We start from the raw sequence: 16,859 nt of genomic DNA on the forward strand, positions 1-16,859 counted from the left end.
TCCCGGGATGGACGATCTGACGCTGGTACGGGACCACACGGTGTACCGGTGCGTGATGGGCTCCCGGGCCTTCGGCCTGGCCACCGAGGCCAGCGACACCGACCGGCGCGGTGTCTACCTCGCCCCGACGCCGCTGTTCTGGCGGTTCGAGAAGCCCCCCACGCACGTGGACGGCCCGCGGGACGAGGAGTTCTCCTGGGAGCTGGAGCGCTTCTGCGAACTCGCCCTGCGGGCCAACCCGAACGTCCTGGAGTGCCTGCACTCCCCCCTGGTGGAACACGTCAGTCCGGTCGGCGCGGAACTGCTCTCCCTGCGCGGGGCCTTCCTCTCGCGCCGGGCCCACACGAGCTTCGGCCGGTATGCGGCGTCCCAGCACGGCAAGCTCGTCGCGGACGTCCGCGTCCACGGTGCGCCGCGCTGGAAGCACGCCATGCACCTGCTGCGTCTGCTCCTGTCCTGCCGCGACCTGCTGCGCACCGGCCTCCTGAGCATCGACGCGGGCCCGTACCGCGACCGCCTCCTCGCCGTCCGCCGGGGGGAACTCGCCTGGGACGAGGTCGACTCCTGGATGGCCCGCCTGCAGGAGGAGACGGAGAGCGCACGGGCCGGCACTCCCCTACCGGAGGATCCCGACCGCGCCCGGGTGGAGGACTTCCTCGTCCGCACCCGGCGGGCGTCAGCCTCCTAGGGTCCGCCGCCGCACGACGAACGCGTCCAGCGCCTCGAACGCCGACCCGTACGCGGGCAGCGCCGTGGCCGACTGCGCGGCGTCCAGCACCGCGTGCAGCGTCTCGAAGTCTCCCCGTACCGCGGCGACGGGCGGACCCTCGTAGCCCCCGTGCTCGGCGGCGGCCTTGGCCTCGATCAGCCCGGCGAGGTACGGCGGCGCCTCCGGCACCTCCTCCAGCAGGGTGGGCAGGTGCGCCTGCACCTCGGCCGACCGCATCAGGTGGATGCCGGTGAGCAGGGCCCGGAAGGCGTAGAGGAGCGGCTTGAGTTCGGCGGCCTTGCCGAAGAGCCGCCACTGGGTGTTCGCGAACCCCCGGTAGTGGTGGGCGTGGTGGGAGGTCAGGACGCCCGGGGCCAGGGCGACCAGCTCCTGGTGCGCAGCCGTCGTGTGGACCACGAGCGGGGAGAGCAGCTGCTCCAGCACGTAGCCGTTGCGGTTGAGCATGAGCCGGACGAACTTGCGCAGGTCGTGCGTGACGAGGTCCATCTCCACGTCGTCGCGGTCCCACATGCGGGTCCGGGTCTCCTCGGCCTCGCGCAGGCCCAGGAGGTCCGCCACGGGCAGCAGGTGCGCTCCGCGCAGGTCGATGTCGGAGTCCCGCGACGGGAAGCCGTACAGGTGTGCGCCAGAGACCGTGGCGAAGAGCAGCGGATCGGGCTGCTCCGCCACGACGGGGGTCAGGTCGATGCTCAGGGCGTCCAGCATGGATCAAGCATCCCAGAGGGTGCCGAAGGCCAGGAGCTCGTCCCGGTACTCGATGCGGCCCTCCCATTCGAGCGGCCAGGCGTCCGCCCCGAGGTGCGCTCCGGCGAAGGCGCCGGCGAGGCAGGCGATGGAGTCGGAGTCGCCCTTCGTGCAGGCGGCACGGCGCAGGGCCGTCAGGGGCTCGTCCGGGAAGAGCAGGAAGCACTGCAGTGCGGTGGCGAGGGCCTCCTCGGCGATCCAGCCGTCGCCGGTGGTCAGGCAGGGGTCGGTCTCCGGGGACGGGGAGCGCAGGGCGGCCGCGAGCCGGTCCAGCACCTCCAGGCACTCGTCCCAGCCGCGCGCGATGAAGGACTCCGGCGTGGCGTCGCTCGCGGTGCGCATCCACAGGTCGCCGAGCCAGCGCTCGTGGTAACGGGTGCGGTTCTCCAGGGCGTACGAGCGCAGCCGCCCGACCAGGCCGGTGACCTCGGTGCCGGCGGCCAGCAGGTGCACCGCCCGCGCCGTCAGGTCGGAGGCGGCGAGCGCCGTCGGGTGGCCGTGGGTGAGGGCGGACTGGAGCTGGGCCGCGCCGGCCCGTTCCTCGTCGGTCCAGCCGGGCACCAGCCCGACGGGAGCCACCCGCATGTTCGCGCCGCAGCCCTTGGAGCCGGTCTGGCTGGCGTCGCGCCAGTCGCGCTGCGGGTCGTTCAGCAGGTCGCAGGCCCGCAGGCAGGTGTTGCCGGGCGCCCGGTTGTTCTCCGGGGAGTGGTACCAGTCGACGAACTCCTCCCGGACCGGGCGGGTCAGGTGCAGCGGGCCTATGCGTCCGCGGTCCGTCGCGGTCCGGATGCCGCGCGCCAGGGCGAGGGTCATCTGGGTGTCGTCCGTGACGATGGCCGGGCGGGGCAGCCGCATCTCGCGCCACGGGCCGGTTTTGGCGAGGATCGCGGGAACGTCGTTGAACTCGGTCGGGAAGCCCAGGGCGTCGCCCAGGGCCAGGCCGACCAGCGCGCCGGTCGCGGCTCGTTTCGTCATCGGGAGGGTCCTTCCGGTCGGAGCAGCGGTGGATGGAGGGCGGTCGCCGGGCCGGCCCGGTAGAGGGCGGCCGGTTTGCCGCGGCCCCCGGTGAGCCGGGCGGCGCCCGGTACGGCCTCGACGAACCCGGGTGTCGTCAGGACCTTGCGGCGGAAGTTGGGGCGGTCGAGCACGGTGTCCCAGACGGTCTCGTACACGGCCAGGAGCTCCCCGAGCGTGAACTCGGGCGGGCAGAAGGCGGTGGCCAGGCAGGTGTACTCCAGCTTCGAGCGGATCCGTTCGCGTGCGTCCGCCAGGATCACCGCATGGTCGAAGGCCAGGTCCGGGGCCTCGCCCAGCGGCAGCCAGCGGGCCTGCGCCGCGTCCCCGCCGCCCTCGGCGGCCGGCTCGGGCAGGTCGGGGACGAGGGCCGTGAAGGCCACCGAGACGACCCGCATCCGGGGATCGCGGTCCGGTTCGCTGTATGTGCGCAGCTGCTCCAGGTGCAGGGCGGCCACGACCGGGTCGGGCAGGCCGGTCTCCTCGGCCAGCTCGCGGCGGGCGGCGCTCTCGGCGGACTCCCGCGGCAGGACGAACCCGCCCGGCAGCGCCCAGGAGCCCGCGTACGGCTCCTGGCCGCGCCGGATCAGCAGCACGTGCAGGGCTCCGCCGCGCACGGTGAAGACGGCGAGGTCGACGGTCACCGCGAACGGCTCGAAGGCGTGCGGGTCATAGCCCGGGTCCACCGCCCCGCTCATCGGTTCTCCGGGAGGGGGTCGGCGAACCGCCAGCCTTCGGCGAGCAGTTCGTCCACGGCCGCGGCGGCCGCGGCCAGCCGCTCGCGCCGGTCCCCGCGCACGGACAGGAAACGCCGTCCGGTCGCCTCCAGCTCCTCGCGGAACCGCCTGGTCATCCAGGGTCTGAGCGCGGGCCCCTCACGCAGCCCGTCGTCCTCGAAGGGCACGCCGGCGTCCTCGGTCAGCAGGTAGAGGTCCCGGTGGGTGAGGGCGGCGATCCGCTCGACCTCCGGGTTGCGGGCGCCCATGTACCGCTCGTGCCAGATGCCGGTGGCGAAGGAGTCGGTGTCGCAGACCAGCACCGGGGAGCCTGTGCGCGCCGCCCGTTCCTCGGCCTCGTCCTGACGGCGGGCGATCACGGGGAACTCCTCGGAGGTGAAGGAGACGTCCGCCCACGTGGCGCCCGGGTCGGCGGCCCGGGCGGCGGCGAGCTTGTCCTCGCTGTAACGGCGCCCGTACTCCTCGACCCAGCCGGTGGCGGCCCAGACGCCGCCGCGCGCCCGGAGGTGCGCGGCCAGGTCCCGGGACAGCGTGGTCGTCCCGGTGGACTCGGCCCCCAGGACGACGACACGGCGGGCGAGGCGGGCCCGCACGGCCGGGCCGAGGAAGTCCCAGCAGGCGGCCGGGTCGGCCCGAACGGCGGTCCCGGAGACCGGGAACAGGGTCCGGGCGGGGTCCACGCAGACCTCCTCGGCGCCGAACCTGCGGGCGAGCTCGCTCCCGTACTCCTCGGAGGTGAAGACGGCGTCCACGCGCCGGCCGACGGCGGCCCGGAAGATCGCCATGTGGGCCTCCCAGATCTCCGGGTCGTGCAGGTCGACGGGGATGTCGTCGACGGCTCCGACGACGTCCGCGTCCGGGTGGGCCTCGCGCATCCAGGCGACGCGGTCGGCCAGCGGCACCGATTCCACGGAGGCGGCGCAGACCAGAACGGTCAGCCGCTCGCAGCGGTCCTGGGCCGTGCGCACCAGGTGGTGGTGGCCGGCGTGCGGCGGGTAGAACTTGCCGAGCACCAGCCCGTGGCCGAAGCGCCTCATGCCGTCGCCTCCAGGGCGGTACGGGCGCCGCGCTGCGGGAGCGTGCGCCGCCAGCCGAGCAGGCCGGCGACGCACAGCGCGAGGAAGCCGACGTAGAGCAGGGCGGTGAGGTGGAGCCCCTTGTGGACGTACAGGGGGATGTAGAGGAGGTCGGCGGCGATCCAGAGCCACCAGGACTCGACCAGCTTGCGGCACTGGCCGTAGGTCGCCGCGAGGGAGAGCGCCGTCGTGGCCGCGTCCCACAGGGGGACGGTCGAGTCGGTGGCGCGGGCGAGGAGAAGGGTCAGGCCGAGGGTCCCCGCCGCCCCCGCCGCGGCCAGCCAGACCCATTCCGTGGGCGTGGTGCGGCGCACCGGCAGGGCTCCGGCGGTTCCTGGTCCACCCCCGTGGGTCCAGGACCACCAGCCGTACGCGGCGAGGGCGATGAAGACGATCTGGAGCCCGGCGTCGGCGTAGAGGCCGGCCTGGGCGAAGAGCACGATGAAGAAGACGTTGTTGGCGATGCCGATCGGCCAGTTGGCGATGTGCTCTCGGGCCACCAGCCATACGCACAGGGCGCCCGTGGCGAACCCGAGCACCTCGGTCCAGCTCAAGGTCCAGTTCATGCCCGACCCCACTTCCTTTAATAGTCACTGTGACTATAAACAGGAGGGCGGGGTCTGGGCAAGGGAGAAGCCCGCAGTGCCGTGGGCACTGCGGGCTTCTCGTGGGAACGGGGTGGAGCGGAGGGCCTACAGGCCGACCTCGCGCATCAGCATGCCGACCTCGGTGTTGGTCAGGCGGCGCAGCCAGCCGGACTTCTGGTCGCCCAGCTCGATGGGGCCGAAGGAGGTCCGGACGAGCTTGTCGACGGGGAAGCCCGCCTCGGACAGCATGCGGCGCACGATGTGCTTGCGGCCCTCGTGGAGGGTCACCTCGACCATGTAGTTCTTGCCGACCTGGTCCAGGACGCGGAAGTTGTCGGCGCGGGCCCAGCCGTCCTCGAGCTCGATGCCGTCCTTGAGCCGCTTGCCGATGTCGCGCGGCAGCGAGCCGGTGATCGCGGCGACGTAGGTCTTCTTCACGCCGTACTTCGGGTGGGTCAGGCGGTGGGCCAGCTCACCGTGGTTGGTGAGCAGGATGATGCCCTCGGTCTCGGTGTCCAGCCGGCCGACGTGGAACAGGCGCGTCTCGCGGTTGTTGACGTAGTCGCCCAGGCACTGGCGGCCGTCCGGGTCCTCCATGGTGGAGACGACACCCGCCGGCTTGTTCAGCGCGAAGAACAGGTACGACTGGGTGGCGACGGTCAGACCGTCCACCTTGATCTCGTCCTTCGGCTGGACGCGCTTGCCCTGCTCGGTGACGATCTCGCCGTTGACCTCGACGCGGGCCTGCTCGATGAGCTCCTCGCAGGCGCGGCGCGAGCCCATGCCGGCGCGGGCGAGGACCTTCTGCAGGCGCTCGCCCTCCAGCTCGGCGCCGGGGAAGGTCTTCGGGGTCTTGATCACGGGCTTGTCGGCGTACCGGTCGCGCACGCGCTCCTCGATGCGCGCGTCCAGCTCGCGGGGGCGGGACTGGCCGCTGCGGCTGCCCGGACCGCGGCGCGGGCCGCCGGCGCCGCCGATGCCGGGGGTCTTGGGCGCGCGGGGGCCGCCCTTGGCACCGCCGCGCGCAGCGTCGCCGCGGGCGCTGCCGCGGCTGCGCTCGCCCTCGGGGCCCACGTCGTAGCGGCGCTCCTCGGGGCGGGGGTTGCGGGGGCGCTGGGGAGCCTGGTCGCGGTCACGGTCGCGCGAGCCGCCCTGGCCGCCGCCTTGGCCGCCGCGGTAACCACCGCCACCGCTGCCCGAGCCGGAGCCGGGGCCGCCCCGGTAGCCGCCGCCGGAGCCGGAGCCCGAGCCGCCGCGGTAGCCACCGCCGCCGCCGGAGCCCGAGCCGGAGCCGCGGTAGCCGCCGCCACCGCTGCCCGAGCCGCCGCCGCGGTAGCCACCGCCGCCGCCGGAGCCGCCGCCACGGGCGCTACCACGCCCGCCGCCGCCACCGCCGCCGCTGTTCCTGTTGCCACCGTTGCCGTTGCCGCTGCTTCGCATCAAAGTTCCGTCGTCTTGTCGTCTTCATCGGTGTCCGGTGCGTCCGGATCGAACGACGGCACACCTTCTTGCGTCTCGGCTTCGATCGCGTCCGCCTCGGGGAGGAAGGGCGCGAGCTCCGGGAGCTCGTCCAGGCCGCGCAGGCCCATCCGCTCCAGAAAGTAGTTCGTCGTCCTGTATAGGATCGCACCTGTTTCGGGTTCCGTCCCCGCCTCCTCCACCAGACCGCGCTGGAGGAGGGTCCGCATGACCCCGTCACAGTTGACTCCGCGCACGGCGGAGACCCGCGACCGGCTCACCGGCTGGCGGTACGCGACGACCGCCAGGGTCTCCAGCGCCGCCTGCGTCAGCCGGGCCTGCTGGCCGTCCAGGACGAAGGCCTCGACGGCCGGGGCGTACTCCGCCCGGGTGTAGAACCGCCACCCGCCCGCGACGAGCCGCAGCTCGAAGCCCCTGCGCGCGGCCGTGTACTCGTCGGCGAGCTCCCGCAGCGCGTCCGCCACCTCGCGCGGCGTGCGCTCCAGCACCTTGGCGAGGTGCGTCTCGGTCGCGGGCTCGTCCACGACCATGAGGACGGCCTCCAGGGCCGGCTTCAGTTCCGGCGCGGCCACCGCGCCGCCGTCGCTGCTCAATCCTTCGCCTCCACGATCTGGTCGAACTCGTCGGTCACGGTCGGCATGCCGTCGCCGTCCCCGCCGCTCCAGCGCACGGTGAGGGTCCGCAGGGCCTCTTCCTGGTCGAGGGCGACCGCCTTCTCCCGGTAGAGCTCCAGAAGGGCGAGGAAGCGCGCCACGACGGTGAGGGTGTCCTCGGCGTCCTCGGTGAGCTCCTGGAAGGTGGCCTCGCCACGCGCCTTCAGCATCCGCACCACGACGCCGGCCTGCTCGCGCACGCTGACGAGGGGCGCGTGGATGTGGTCCACGTACACCTCGGGCTTGGCCTTCGGCTGCATGGCCTTGACGGCGAGCCGGGCGAAGCCCTCCGCGCCGATGCTGATGACGACGTCCGGCAGCAGGTCGGCGTGGTGCGGCTCCAGCCCGACCGTGCGGGGGTAGCGCCGGCCCTCGATCTCCGCGCGCCGCTCGAAGATCTCGGCGATCTGCTTGTAGGCACGGTACTGGAGCAGGCGCGCGAAGAGGAGGTCCCGCGCCTCCAGGAGGGCGAGGTCGGCCTCGTCCTCGACCTCGGCCACCGGCAGCAGCCGGGCGGCCTTCAGGTCGAGCAGGGTGGCGGCGACGACGAGGAACTCGGTGGTCTGGTCGAGGTCCCAGTCGGGCCCCATGGCCCGGATGTACGTCATGAACTCGTCGGTGACCTTGGACAGCGCGACCTCGGTGACGTCGAGCTTGTGCCGGGAGATCAGCTGGAGCAGCAGGTCGAAGGGCCCCTCGAAGTTGTCGAGCCGCAACGTGAACCGCCCGTCACCCCCGGCCGGGACCGCGGGGACGCCGCCCCCGGATACCGCGGCGGGCTCTGCCCCTCCCGGGGACCCTGCCGGACCCGCGACGGGGGCCACGGCCGCCGTACCCGCGGCGGGGGCCTGGGGTTGCACGACAGCTGCCCCGCCGGACAGCGGCTCCGGCGCGAGGGGACCGGGGGCCTGCGGCCCGGCGCCCGCACCCGGCCCGCGCCCCAGGCTCCGGCGGACCGGGCGGGCGGCGTCGTGTTCGGGGGGCATGGCGGTCCAGTGGGTCATGGGAGAAACGGCAGGTCGCCCCAGGAAGCCTAGGCCCTGCCCGAACGATTCCCCGCCCGGCGGGCCGGGACCGTGCGACCGCCGCCCGGCACAGCGCGACGCGCCGTACCGCAGCGGCCCGGCGGGGCGCCCCGGCGTGCCGATCGGCCCGCCGCTGGCGACGCGGCTGCCCGGCGGCGCAACGGCGCAACGGCGCAACGGCGCAAGCCGCAGACGACGCCACCAGCACCCCTACAGGGCCGATCAGCACGCCGGCGCACGCGAGCGGGCCCGGCACACACACCGCAGCCGACACGGCCGGCCCGGAGCGGCCTGGGCACGGCGGTACCGCTGATCTCCCCGCAGGCCGTTCCGCGCGGACAGTGCCCTCACAGGACCTTCGGCCGGGTGAGCGGCCGGCAGACGCCGGACCGGGATCGTCGCCTCCTGCAGGGCGCGCAGCCGCAAGCGGCGAGAGGCCGCCGACGGCGGGTCGGCGGCCTCTCGGCGAACGTCGGGCGCGGCAGCGCCACCGGGCACCACTGGCGCGGCACGTACGGCACGTACGGTCCGGCCGGGCGGAGCCGCAAGCGGCTGGCAGGCGGCGGGAAGGCGGCTGCGGGCCGGCTAGCGCCCGCGGAGGCGACGGACCAGGATGCTGGCGTCCCCGCGGGACTCCAGGTCGGCCAGGACGACCGCCACCGCCTCGCGGACGATGCGGCCGCGGTCGACGGCCAGGCCGTGCTCCCCGCGCAGCACCAGCCGCGCGTGCTCGAGGTCCATCAGTTCCTCGGCGGAGACGTAGACCGTGATCTTCTCGTCGTGCCGTTCGCGGCCGCTGGGCCGCCGGTTCGCGCCGCGGCCCTGGCCCTTGCCCCGCCGGGTCGCCCCGGCCGGGGCGGAAGCCGCCCCGGCGGTCGGGCCGGCCTGGCTGACAGAACCTTCCTGCGGTCGCCGCGGCTGCCCCACCACGGGGCCGTCCGCCTCCGTAGCGGCCTCAGCCTCCCGGCTGCGGCCCCCTCCCGCCGTGCCCCCGGCCGAAGCGGCCGAGTGTTCCGCGGCGGATGCCTCGTCGGCCCCGCGGCGCGGCGAGGACGACTGGAGCGCCATCCCACCGGTCGTACGGAACAGTTCGTCGGCGCCGGGCAGACTCACTCGGCGTGACACCGGGCGAGCACCTCCCTGGCCAACTGGCGATAGGCGGCGGCACCGACGGAGTTGGAGGCGTACGTCGTGATCGGCTCACCGGCGACCGTGGTCTCCGGGAAGCGCACCGTCCGGCCGATGACCGTGTGGTAGACGTGGTCGTCGAAGGCCTCGACGACGCGCGCCAGCACCTCGCGGCTGTGCACCGTACGGGAGTCGTACATGGTGGCGAGGATGCCGTCGAGCTCCAGCTCGGGGTTGAGCCGCTCCTGCACCTTCTCGATGGTCTCGGTCAGCAGCGCCACGCCGCGCAGCGCGAAGAACTCGCACTCCAGCGGGACGATGACCTTGTGAGCCGCCGTCAGGGCGTTCACGGTCAGCAGACCGAGCGAGGGCTGACAGTCGATCACGATGTAGTCGTAGTCGGCCATCAGGGGCTTCAGGGCCCGCTGCAGGGTGGACTCGCGCGCGACCTCGCTGACCAACTGCACTTCCGCAGCGGACAGGTCGATGTTGCTCGGCAGCAGGTCCATGTTGGGGACCGCCGTCTTGAGCAGCACCTCGTCGGCCGACATGCCCCGCTCCATGAGCAGGTTGTAGACCGTCAGGTCGAGTTCCATCGGGTTCACGCCGAGACCCACGGACAGAGCGCCCTGCGGGTCGAAGTCGACGAGCAGCACGCGCCGCCCGTACTCGGCGAGCGCGGCACCCAGGTTGATGGTCGACGTGGTCTTTCCCACGCCGCCCTTCTGGTTGCACATCGCGATGATCTTCGCGGGACCGTGGTCGGTCAGCGGACCCGGGATCGGGAAGTACGGGAGCGGGCGTCCGGTCGGGCCGATCCGCTCACGGCGCTGGCGGGCAGCGTCGGGGGCGAGGGTGGCCGCGTACTCGGGGTCCGGTTCGTACTCCGCGTCGGGGTCGTAGAAGTGCCCCTCGGGCACATTGTCGTAGTCGGCGAATCCCGTGGGCGTATCGCCGCTCAGGTCGCCGGCCCTGGAGTTCACGTCTAGGCCGTCCATGCTCTTTTGGGGCGTCGTCATGTGCTGGTGGTTTGCGAAGGTGCGTACTGCGACGGAGCCGACAGCTTCGAGCCCGGCAGGACTCTGGCCCCGCTCAGGGACGCCTGCTCCACCACCCCCAGGAGTAAATGTCGACTCATTCACAAGTCGTCTTACCTCCTCGGACGTGACCAGGACACTTATCGATAGGTCAGCGTGGCACCATGCCGACGGTTGGCGACTCTATGGCGTGTCACCACTCAGCGGCAACACAATCCGCCGGACCCGGCACGATGTGTCGGCAACCGAACACCGCTCTGTCAAGGGCGTCCGCGCTGTCGCCCCGAAGTTTCGCGGGTGCGCGAAAGGGTTAAAGGGTTACGTTCGAGGCGAGTTGAGCGGGGCCTTGAAGCCGTCGGCAAACGCGTCCGGCCGGACCTTGCGGGCAAGGTCCGGCCGGATACGTGAGATTGACGTCAGTCGTTGACGGGTCAGCCGAGCAGCGTGCCGAGCTCGAGGGTCTCGAGGCCGTGGGCCTCGGCGACCGGACCGTAAACGACCTGGCCGTCATGGGTGTTGAGGCCCAGCGCCAGGGCGGGGTCGCGGCGCAGCGCCTCGACCCAGCCGAGGTTCGCGAGCTGCACGATGTAGGGCAGCGTGGCGTTGGTCAGCGCGTAGGTGGAGGTGTTCGGCACCGCGCCCGGCATGTTGGCGACGCAGTAGAAGACCGAGTTGTGGACCTGGAAGGTCGGCTCGGCGTGGGTGGTCGGACGGGAGTCCTCGAAGCAGCCGCCCTGGTCGATCGCAATGTCGACAAGTACACTTCCGGGCTTCATCTTGGCGACGAGCTCGTTGGTGACCAGCTTCGGGGCCTTCGCACCCGGGATCAGGACGGCGCCGATGACGAGGTCGGCCTCGACGACGGCCTTCTCCAGCTCGTAGGCGTTGGAGACGATCGTCTTGATCTTCGTGCCGAAGATCTTGTCGGCCTCGCGGAGCTTGTTGATGTCGCGGTCGAGCAGGGTCACGTGGAAGCCCATGCCGATGGCGATCTGCGCGGCGTTCCAGCCGGAGACGCCGCCGCCGATGACGACGCACTCGCCGGCGTGGGTGCCGGGGACACCGCCCGGGAGGACGCCGCGGCCGCCGGCCGAGCGCATCAGGTGGTAGGCGCCGACCTGCGGGGCCAGGCGGCCCGCGACCTCGGACATCGGGGCGAGCAGCGGGAGCGCGCGGTTGGCGAGCTCGACCGTCTCGTACGCGATGGCGGTGGTGCCGGACTCCAGCAGGGCGTCCGTGCACTCGCGGGAGGCCGCCAGGTGCAGGTAGGTGAAGAGCGTCTGGTCCTTGCGGAGGCGGTGGTACTCCTCCGCGATCGGCTCCTTGACCTTCAGCAGCAGGTCGGCGGTGGCCCAGACCTCGTCGGCGGTGCCGAGGATCTCCGCGCCTGCCGCGACGTACTCGGCGTCCGTGATCGAGGAGCCGACGCCGGCGTTCTGCTCGATGAAGACCTGGTGGCCGTTGCGGACCAGCTCATGCACGCCGGCGGGCGTGATGGCGACCCGGAACTCGTTGTTCTTGACCTCGCGGGGGATGCCGACCTTCATCGTCGATCACGGTCCTTGACTCAGGGGGAAATAACGGGGCACTTCCATACATACCCGCCCACAAGAGTGCGCAACGGGATGCACCACGAGATGACGTGGTGAAGCCAGTTTAATGAAGGATGAGTCGCTGTCTAGCCTTGCAAACCAATAATCTCAGTCGGATCCACTGCGGATTTCGCAGGCAGCGGGGTCGTCTCCCAGCAATCTGTCTGCCGCGGAACGGTGCAGCCTCGCGGCCGCGGGGTCCCCGAGCCGGTCCAGCGTGTCGGCCAGCCGGACCTGGAGCGCGGCCTGAAGCCGCTGGTCGCCGGCCCGGCGCGCCAGCTCCACCGCCTCGCGGCAGGTGTGCAGGGATTCCTCGGGCCGGCCGGCGTACTCCTGGATACGCGCCATCTCGCTCAACGCCTTGGCCTGGCCCGGGACATCGGCCAGTTTCCGGTAGCCCGCGGCAGCGGCCCGCCAGCTGCGCAGCGCGTCCCCGTAGCGGCCCGCGTACGTGTGCACGTTCCCCAGCCGCCCGTACAGCCGGGCCTCGTCCGCGCGCTCCCCGCGCGAGAGGGCCTGGGCGAGCGCCCGGCCGAACCAGTCGGAGGCCCGGTGCCAGTCCGCCAGCTCCTGGTAGGCCCCGCCTACGGATTCCATCGCGCGGCCCGTCGCGTACGGGTCGTTCGCCGCCCTTCCGGCGTCCAGGGCGGCCCGGTAGCGCTCCAGGGCCTCCTGGGTGCGGCCGGTCTCGGCGTCCAGGTCGGCCAGGTTCAACAGCGCCGCGGCCTGCTCCCGGTACAGGCCGCGGCGCTCGGCCACGTCCAGGACCAGGCGGTGCAGCCCGTACAGCTCGGGGGCGGCCGCCGCGGTGCCGCGGTGGTCCGCGAGGGCCCGTACGAGGGCGGCGACCAGCCGGCGGGCCAGGGTGTCCAACTCGCCGTCGGCCACCGCCAGGGAGGCGGCCGCGGTGAGCGCCGGGAGGCGCGTGTCCAGCCAGACGGCGGCGGCCCGCCGGTCGGGGAAACGCAGGGCGCGCGGGAGGCCGTCCAGCAGCTCCTGCAGCTCCGGGTCCAGGTCGTCGCCCTCGGCGGCCGCCATGGCCCGGCAGGAGTGCAGCAGCCGGACGGTCCGCTCCAGCATCCGGGCTCGGGCCAGCTGGACCTCGGCGGGGCGCTCCTTGGCCTCCAGCAGCGCCTGGAGCATCGGCGCGAGACTGCCCGGCAGCAGGAACAGGCCGTCCGGGGCGTGCCGGACGAGTCCCAGCCCGGCGAAGTCGTCCAGCGTGGACTGGGCGGCGGCCACGGAGCAGCCGGCCAGGGCGGAGGCGGTGTGCGAGTCGACGAGGCCGGCGGGGGCGAGCGGCAGCAGGCGCAGGGTCCGCTGGGCGGGCTGCGGCAGGGAGTCGTACACGAGCCGGAAGGCGCGGCCGAGCGGGCCGCCGGCACCGGCCGGCATGTCGTGGAGCTGCTTGGCCACGTCGGCGACGGCGGCCTTGGGGCGGGACGCGAGCCAGCCGCCGACGAGTTCGAGGGCCGCTGGCTGGCCCCCGCAGGCCTCCGCGAGGGATTCGGCGGCCCGCGGGTCGGCGGCGATGCGGGTGTCGCCGATGCAGCGGGCGAGCATCCCGACGGCGGAGACGGCGTCCAGGCCGCCGAGGGTGCAGGGGCGCACGTCGGGGATGCCGGTGAGCGGGCCCTCGGCGGTGACCACCACGAGGCATTCGGGGGTGTCGGGGAGCAGGGCGTCGACCTGGTGCGGATCGGCCGCATCGTCGATCAGGATGATCGCCTTCCGCTCCTGGAGCGCGGTGCGCAGGACGGAGCTGAGCTCTTCCTCGCCGGCGCCGGGCGGGGTGCTCCGTCCCAGTTCCGCCAGCAGGCCTCGCAGGGCGCGCTCGGTGGCCACGGGCTCCCCGCCGGGGGCGGTGAGCCTGGTGCGCAGGACCCCGTCGGGGTACTGGTCGGCGACCTCGCGCACGAACGTCTCGGCGAGGGCGGTCCGGCCGGATCCGGGGCGTCCGGCGACGAGCAGCACCCGCGCCCGGGGAGCCTTGGCCTTGCGGCCGGAGAGGGTGTCGAGCCCGGTCCGCGCGATGTCCTCGCGCAGCTCTTTGAGCTCACGCCGCCGCCCGACGAAATCCGTCACGGATCCGCTCCTCTCCCTGCCTTCGGATGGCGAGCGTAGTTCACGCAGAGCGACGGCCCGTGTGGAGCGCGGCGGGTAAATCCCCCGATCGGATCAGCGGATGGTCCGCTTTTCTGGTCGCCGCGAGGGAAGGACCCCCGCTGCCGGGGCGGGCAGCGGGCGCAGGTGCCGCTGCCCGCGGGGCCGGGGGCCCGCCGCACGGGCCGGGTTGGCCGTGCCCGGGGCCGTCCCTGCCCGCCCTTCCGCCGTTCCCCCGGGGCTCTGCCCCGGCCCCCGCGCCCCGATCGCCGGCAGGGCCGGGAGAACCCGTGCCCGCCGGTGGGCGGGTTCGGGCCTGCGCCCCGCATCGGCGCCACGAGCGGTATCCGCGGCTACGCCTCGTACGGCCGGGCCGGCCAGGGAGCGAGGGCCGGGCGCAGGGCGTCGACACCGCCCTGCGAGGCCAGTGCGGCGGACAGCGCCAGCACCCCGGTCACCAGCCCCGGGTTGCCGAGCTCGCCCGCCAGGATCCCCCGCACCAGCTCCGCCAGCGGGACCCAGGCCACCTCCATGTCCGCCTCCTCCGAGCCGGCCTCGGAGTAGCGCTCGCCGTCCGCATCCGAGACGCCCCGGGCCAGGAAGACCCGGACGGCCTCGTCGGACCCGCCCGGCGATGCGTAGAAGTCGACGAGCACCCGCCAGTCCTCCGCCTTGGCGTGCGCCTCCTCGTAGAGTTCGCGCTGCGCGCCGAGCAGCGGGTTCTCCCCGGGGACGTCCAGCAGGCCGGCCGGCAGCTCCCACAGCCGGCGCCGCACCGGGTGCCGGTACTGGCTGAGGACCAGCACCCGTCCTTCCTCGTCCAGCGCGAGCACGCACACCGAACCGGGGTGGACCTGGTAGTCGCGGCGGGCCGTCGAGCCGTCCGGCATCCGGACCTCGTCGGAGTCCACCGCCGTCTTCGCGCCCTGGAACGGCCGCCGGGTCGACAGCGTCTCCCAGGATTCCGCCGTGTCCTTGATGTTCATGCCCGAAGCCCTCCACAACGCGCGACAGCCGGGGTACGGATCTTCCGTACCCCGGCCGTCTACGTTATGCGGTCAGACGCTCACTTCGCGGACTGCTGGCGCTCCACGGCCGCCTTGACCAGACCCGCGAACAGCGGGTGCGGGCGCGTGGGGCGCGAGCGCAGCTCCGGGTGGGCCTGGGTGGCCACCAGGTAGGGGTGGACCTCGCGCGGGTACTCGACGTACTCGACGAGCTTGTTGTCCGGGGAGGTGCCGGAGAAGACGAGGCCCGCCTTCTTCTCCAGCTCGCCGCGGTAGGCGTTGTTGACCTCGTAGCGGTGGCGGTGGCGCTCGTCCACGTACGCCTGGTCGCCGTAGACCTCGCGCACGATGGAGCCCTCGGCGAGCTTGGCCGGATACATGCCCAGGCGCATGGTGCCACCCAGGTCGCCCGCGCCCTCGACGAAGGCCAGCTGCTCCTCCATGGTCGAGATGACCGGGTGGGGGGTGGAGGCGTCGAACTCGGTGGAGTTGGCGTCCTCGATGCCCGCGAGGTTGCGCGCGGCCTCGATGACCACGCACTGCAGGCCCAGGCACAGACCGAGCAGCGGGATCTTGTTCTCGCGGGCGTAGGTGATCGCGCCGACCTTGCCGTTCACGCCGCGGTCGCCGAAGCCGCCGGGCACGCAGATCGCGTCCACGTCGGAGAGCTGGGCCGCCGCGCCCGCGGGGGTCTTGCAGTCGTCGGAGGTGACCCACTTGATCTGGACGCGGGCCTTGTTGGCGAAGCCGCCGGCGCGCAGTGCCTCGGTCACCGACAGGTAGGCGTCGGGCAGGTCGATGTACTTGCCGACGAGCGCGACCTTGACCTCGTGATCGGGGTTGTGGACGCGGTCGAGGAGGTCCTCCCAGACGGTCCAGTCGACGTCGCGGAAGGGCAGGTCGAGCTTGCGCACGACGTACGCGTCCAGGCCCTCGGTGTGCAGGACCTTGGGGATGTCGTAGATCGACTTGGCGTCGATGGCCGCGACCACGGCCGCCTCGTCCACGTCGCACATCAGCGAGATCTTGCGCTTGATGCTGGTGGGGACGTCGCGGTCGGCGCGCAGCACGATGGCGTCGGGCTGGATGCCGATGTTGCGCAGGGCCGCGACCGAGTGCTGGGTCGGCTTGGTCTTCAGTTCGCCGGAGGGGCCGATGTAGGGCAGCAGCGAGATGTGCACGACGAAGACGTTGTCGCGGCCGACCTCGTGGCGGACCTGGCGGACGGTCTCCAGGAACGGAAGCGACTCGATGTCGCCGACGGTGCCGCCGACCTCGGTGATGACGACGTCGACGTCCTCGGTCGCCATGCGGCGGATGCGGTGCTTGATCTCGTTGGTGATGTGCGGGATGACCTGCACGGTGTCACCGAGGTACTCGCCGCGGCGCTCCTTGGCGATGACGGTGTTGTAGACCTGGCCGGTCGTGACGTTGGCCGAGCCGTCGAGGTCGACGTCGAGGAAGCGCTCGTAGTGGCCGATGTCCAGGTCGGTCTCGGCGCCGTCGTTGGTGACGAACACCTCGCCGTGCTGGAACGGGTTCATGGTGCCGGGGTCGACGTTCAGGTACGGGTCGAGCTTCTGCATCGTGACCCGCAGGCCGCGCGCCTTCAGGAGCGCCCCCAGGCTGGAGGCCGTCAGGCCCTTGCCGAGGGAGGAAGCGACACCCCCGGTGACGAAGATGTGCTTGGTCGTCATGGATTTGGGCGGCATCGCCAAGAGGGGGCTCCCGTGGTCGCGAGGTGAGGTGCGTCCGGCGCCGGCCACCGTCGATCCGGAAGGGTCTCAGGGGGCGCCGAAGCTGCGGTTTCGGGGCCCCTGATTCGCACAGGCAGACCACCGGTCCACGGGGTACCAGCCTATCAGCGCCCGGGGCGGTCCGCCTCCGGCCACGCGGCGTCGACGGCTCGTAGCAGAGCGCCGATCGGGGCCGGGGCGGAGATCTCGC

Annotated in this window: 15 protein-coding genes; 1 reads left to right on the top strand and 14 read right to left on the bottom strand. The window is 72.8% G+C overall.

The window, feature by feature from the left end; translation table 11 throughout:
* Positions 1–7: 7 nt before the first annotated feature.
* A complete protein-coding gene (locus tag ACZ6JS_RS15155; RefSeq protein ID WP_469298052.1) occupies positions 8–688 on the top strand; it encodes a nucleotidyltransferase domain-containing protein in 681 nt (226 codons plus the stop codon).
* Here ACZ6JS_RS15155 and ACZ6JS_RS15160 read toward each other — a convergent pair.
* The 14 genes from ACZ6JS_RS15160 to ACZ6JS_RS15225 form a co-directional block, all read right to left on the bottom strand.
* The gene (locus ACZ6JS_RS15160; protein WP_469298054.1) at positions 677–1,435 is read right to left on the bottom strand and encodes a nucleotidyltransferase domain-containing protein; all 759 of its coding nucleotides are present in this window, start codon (positions 1,433–1,435) and stop codon (positions 677–679) included. The two genes, ACZ6JS_RS15155 and ACZ6JS_RS15160, sit on opposite strands and share 12 nt — an antisense overlap.
* Positions 1,436–1,438: 3 nt before the next feature.
* Positions 1,439–2,449, bottom strand: coding sequence for an ADP-ribosylglycohydrolase family protein (locus ACZ6JS_RS15165; protein WP_469298055.1), 1,011 nt, complete (start codon positions 2,447–2,449; stop codon positions 1,439–1,441).
* Complete coding sequence (locus ACZ6JS_RS15170; protein ID WP_469298056.1) at positions 2,446–3,186, bottom strand: NUDIX hydrolase; 741 nt, start codon at positions 3,184–3,186, stop codon at positions 2,446–2,448. The genes ACZ6JS_RS15165 and ACZ6JS_RS15170 overlap by 4 nt, the downstream gene beginning before the upstream one ends.
* The gene (locus ACZ6JS_RS15175) at positions 3,183–4,262 is read right to left on the bottom strand and encodes an AAA family ATPase (RefSeq protein WP_469298057.1); all 1,080 of its coding nucleotides are present in this window, start codon (positions 4,260–4,262) and stop codon (positions 3,183–3,185) included. The genes ACZ6JS_RS15170 and ACZ6JS_RS15175 overlap by 4 nt, the downstream gene beginning before the upstream one ends.
* Positions 4,259–4,867, bottom strand: a complete 609-nt coding sequence (pnuC, locus tag ACZ6JS_RS15180) for a nicotinamide riboside transporter PnuC (RefSeq protein ID WP_469298059.1) — start codon at positions 4,865–4,867, stop codon at positions 4,259–4,261. The genes ACZ6JS_RS15175 and pnuC overlap by 4 nt, the downstream gene beginning before the upstream one ends.
* A 126-nt stretch (positions 4,868–4,993) precedes the next feature.
* Positions 4,994–6,328, bottom strand: coding sequence for a pseudouridine synthase (locus tag ACZ6JS_RS15185; protein WP_469298061.1), 1,335 nt, complete (start codon positions 6,326–6,328; stop codon positions 4,994–4,996).
* A complete protein-coding gene (gene scpB, locus ACZ6JS_RS15190) occupies positions 6,328–6,960 on the bottom strand; it encodes an SMC-Scp complex subunit ScpB (protein WP_469298063.1) in 633 nt (210 codons plus the stop codon). Before scpB ends, ACZ6JS_RS15185 begins: the two co-directional genes overlap by 1 nt.
* Complete coding sequence (locus tag ACZ6JS_RS15195) at positions 6,957–8,024, bottom strand: segregation and condensation protein A (RefSeq protein ID WP_469298064.1); 1,068 nt, start codon at positions 8,022–8,024, stop codon at positions 6,957–6,959. Before ACZ6JS_RS15195 ends, scpB begins: the two co-directional genes overlap by 4 nt.
* Positions 8,025–8,630: 606 nt before the next feature.
* Entirely contained in the window at positions 8,631–9,170 is a 540-nt protein-coding gene (locus tag ACZ6JS_RS15200) for a hypothetical protein (protein ID WP_469298065.1), read from the bottom strand.
* Positions 9,155–10,192, bottom strand: coding sequence for a ParA family protein (locus ACZ6JS_RS15205; protein ID WP_225884681.1), 1,038 nt, complete (start codon positions 10,190–10,192; stop codon positions 9,155–9,157). Before ACZ6JS_RS15205 ends, ACZ6JS_RS15200 begins: the two co-directional genes overlap by 16 nt.
* A 449-nt stretch (positions 10,193–10,641) precedes the next feature.
* Complete coding sequence (ald, locus tag ACZ6JS_RS15210) at positions 10,642–11,757, bottom strand: alanine dehydrogenase (protein ID WP_030855324.1); 1,116 nt, start codon at positions 11,755–11,757, stop codon at positions 10,642–10,644.
* 153 nt (positions 11,758–11,910) lie between these two features.
* Positions 11,911–13,887: a tetratricopeptide repeat protein gene (locus ACZ6JS_RS15215; RefSeq protein WP_469298067.1), complete on the bottom strand. Its 1,977-nt coding sequence runs from the start codon at positions 13,885–13,887 to the stop codon at positions 11,911–11,913.
* A gap of 371 nt (positions 13,888–14,258) precedes the next feature.
* Positions 14,259–14,891 (bottom strand): NUDIX domain-containing protein, encoded by a 633-nt coding sequence (locus ACZ6JS_RS15220; protein WP_469298068.1) that lies wholly within the window; start codon positions 14,889–14,891, stop codon positions 14,259–14,261.
* Between the two features lie 80 nt (positions 14,892–14,971).
* Positions 14,972–16,624, bottom strand: coding sequence for a CTP synthase (locus ACZ6JS_RS15225; protein ID WP_469298070.1), 1,653 nt, complete (start codon positions 16,622–16,624; stop codon positions 14,972–14,974).
* Between the last annotated feature and the right edge of the window lie 235 nt (positions 16,625–16,859).

Source organism: Streptomyces sp. NPDC046349, assembly GCF_055587885.1.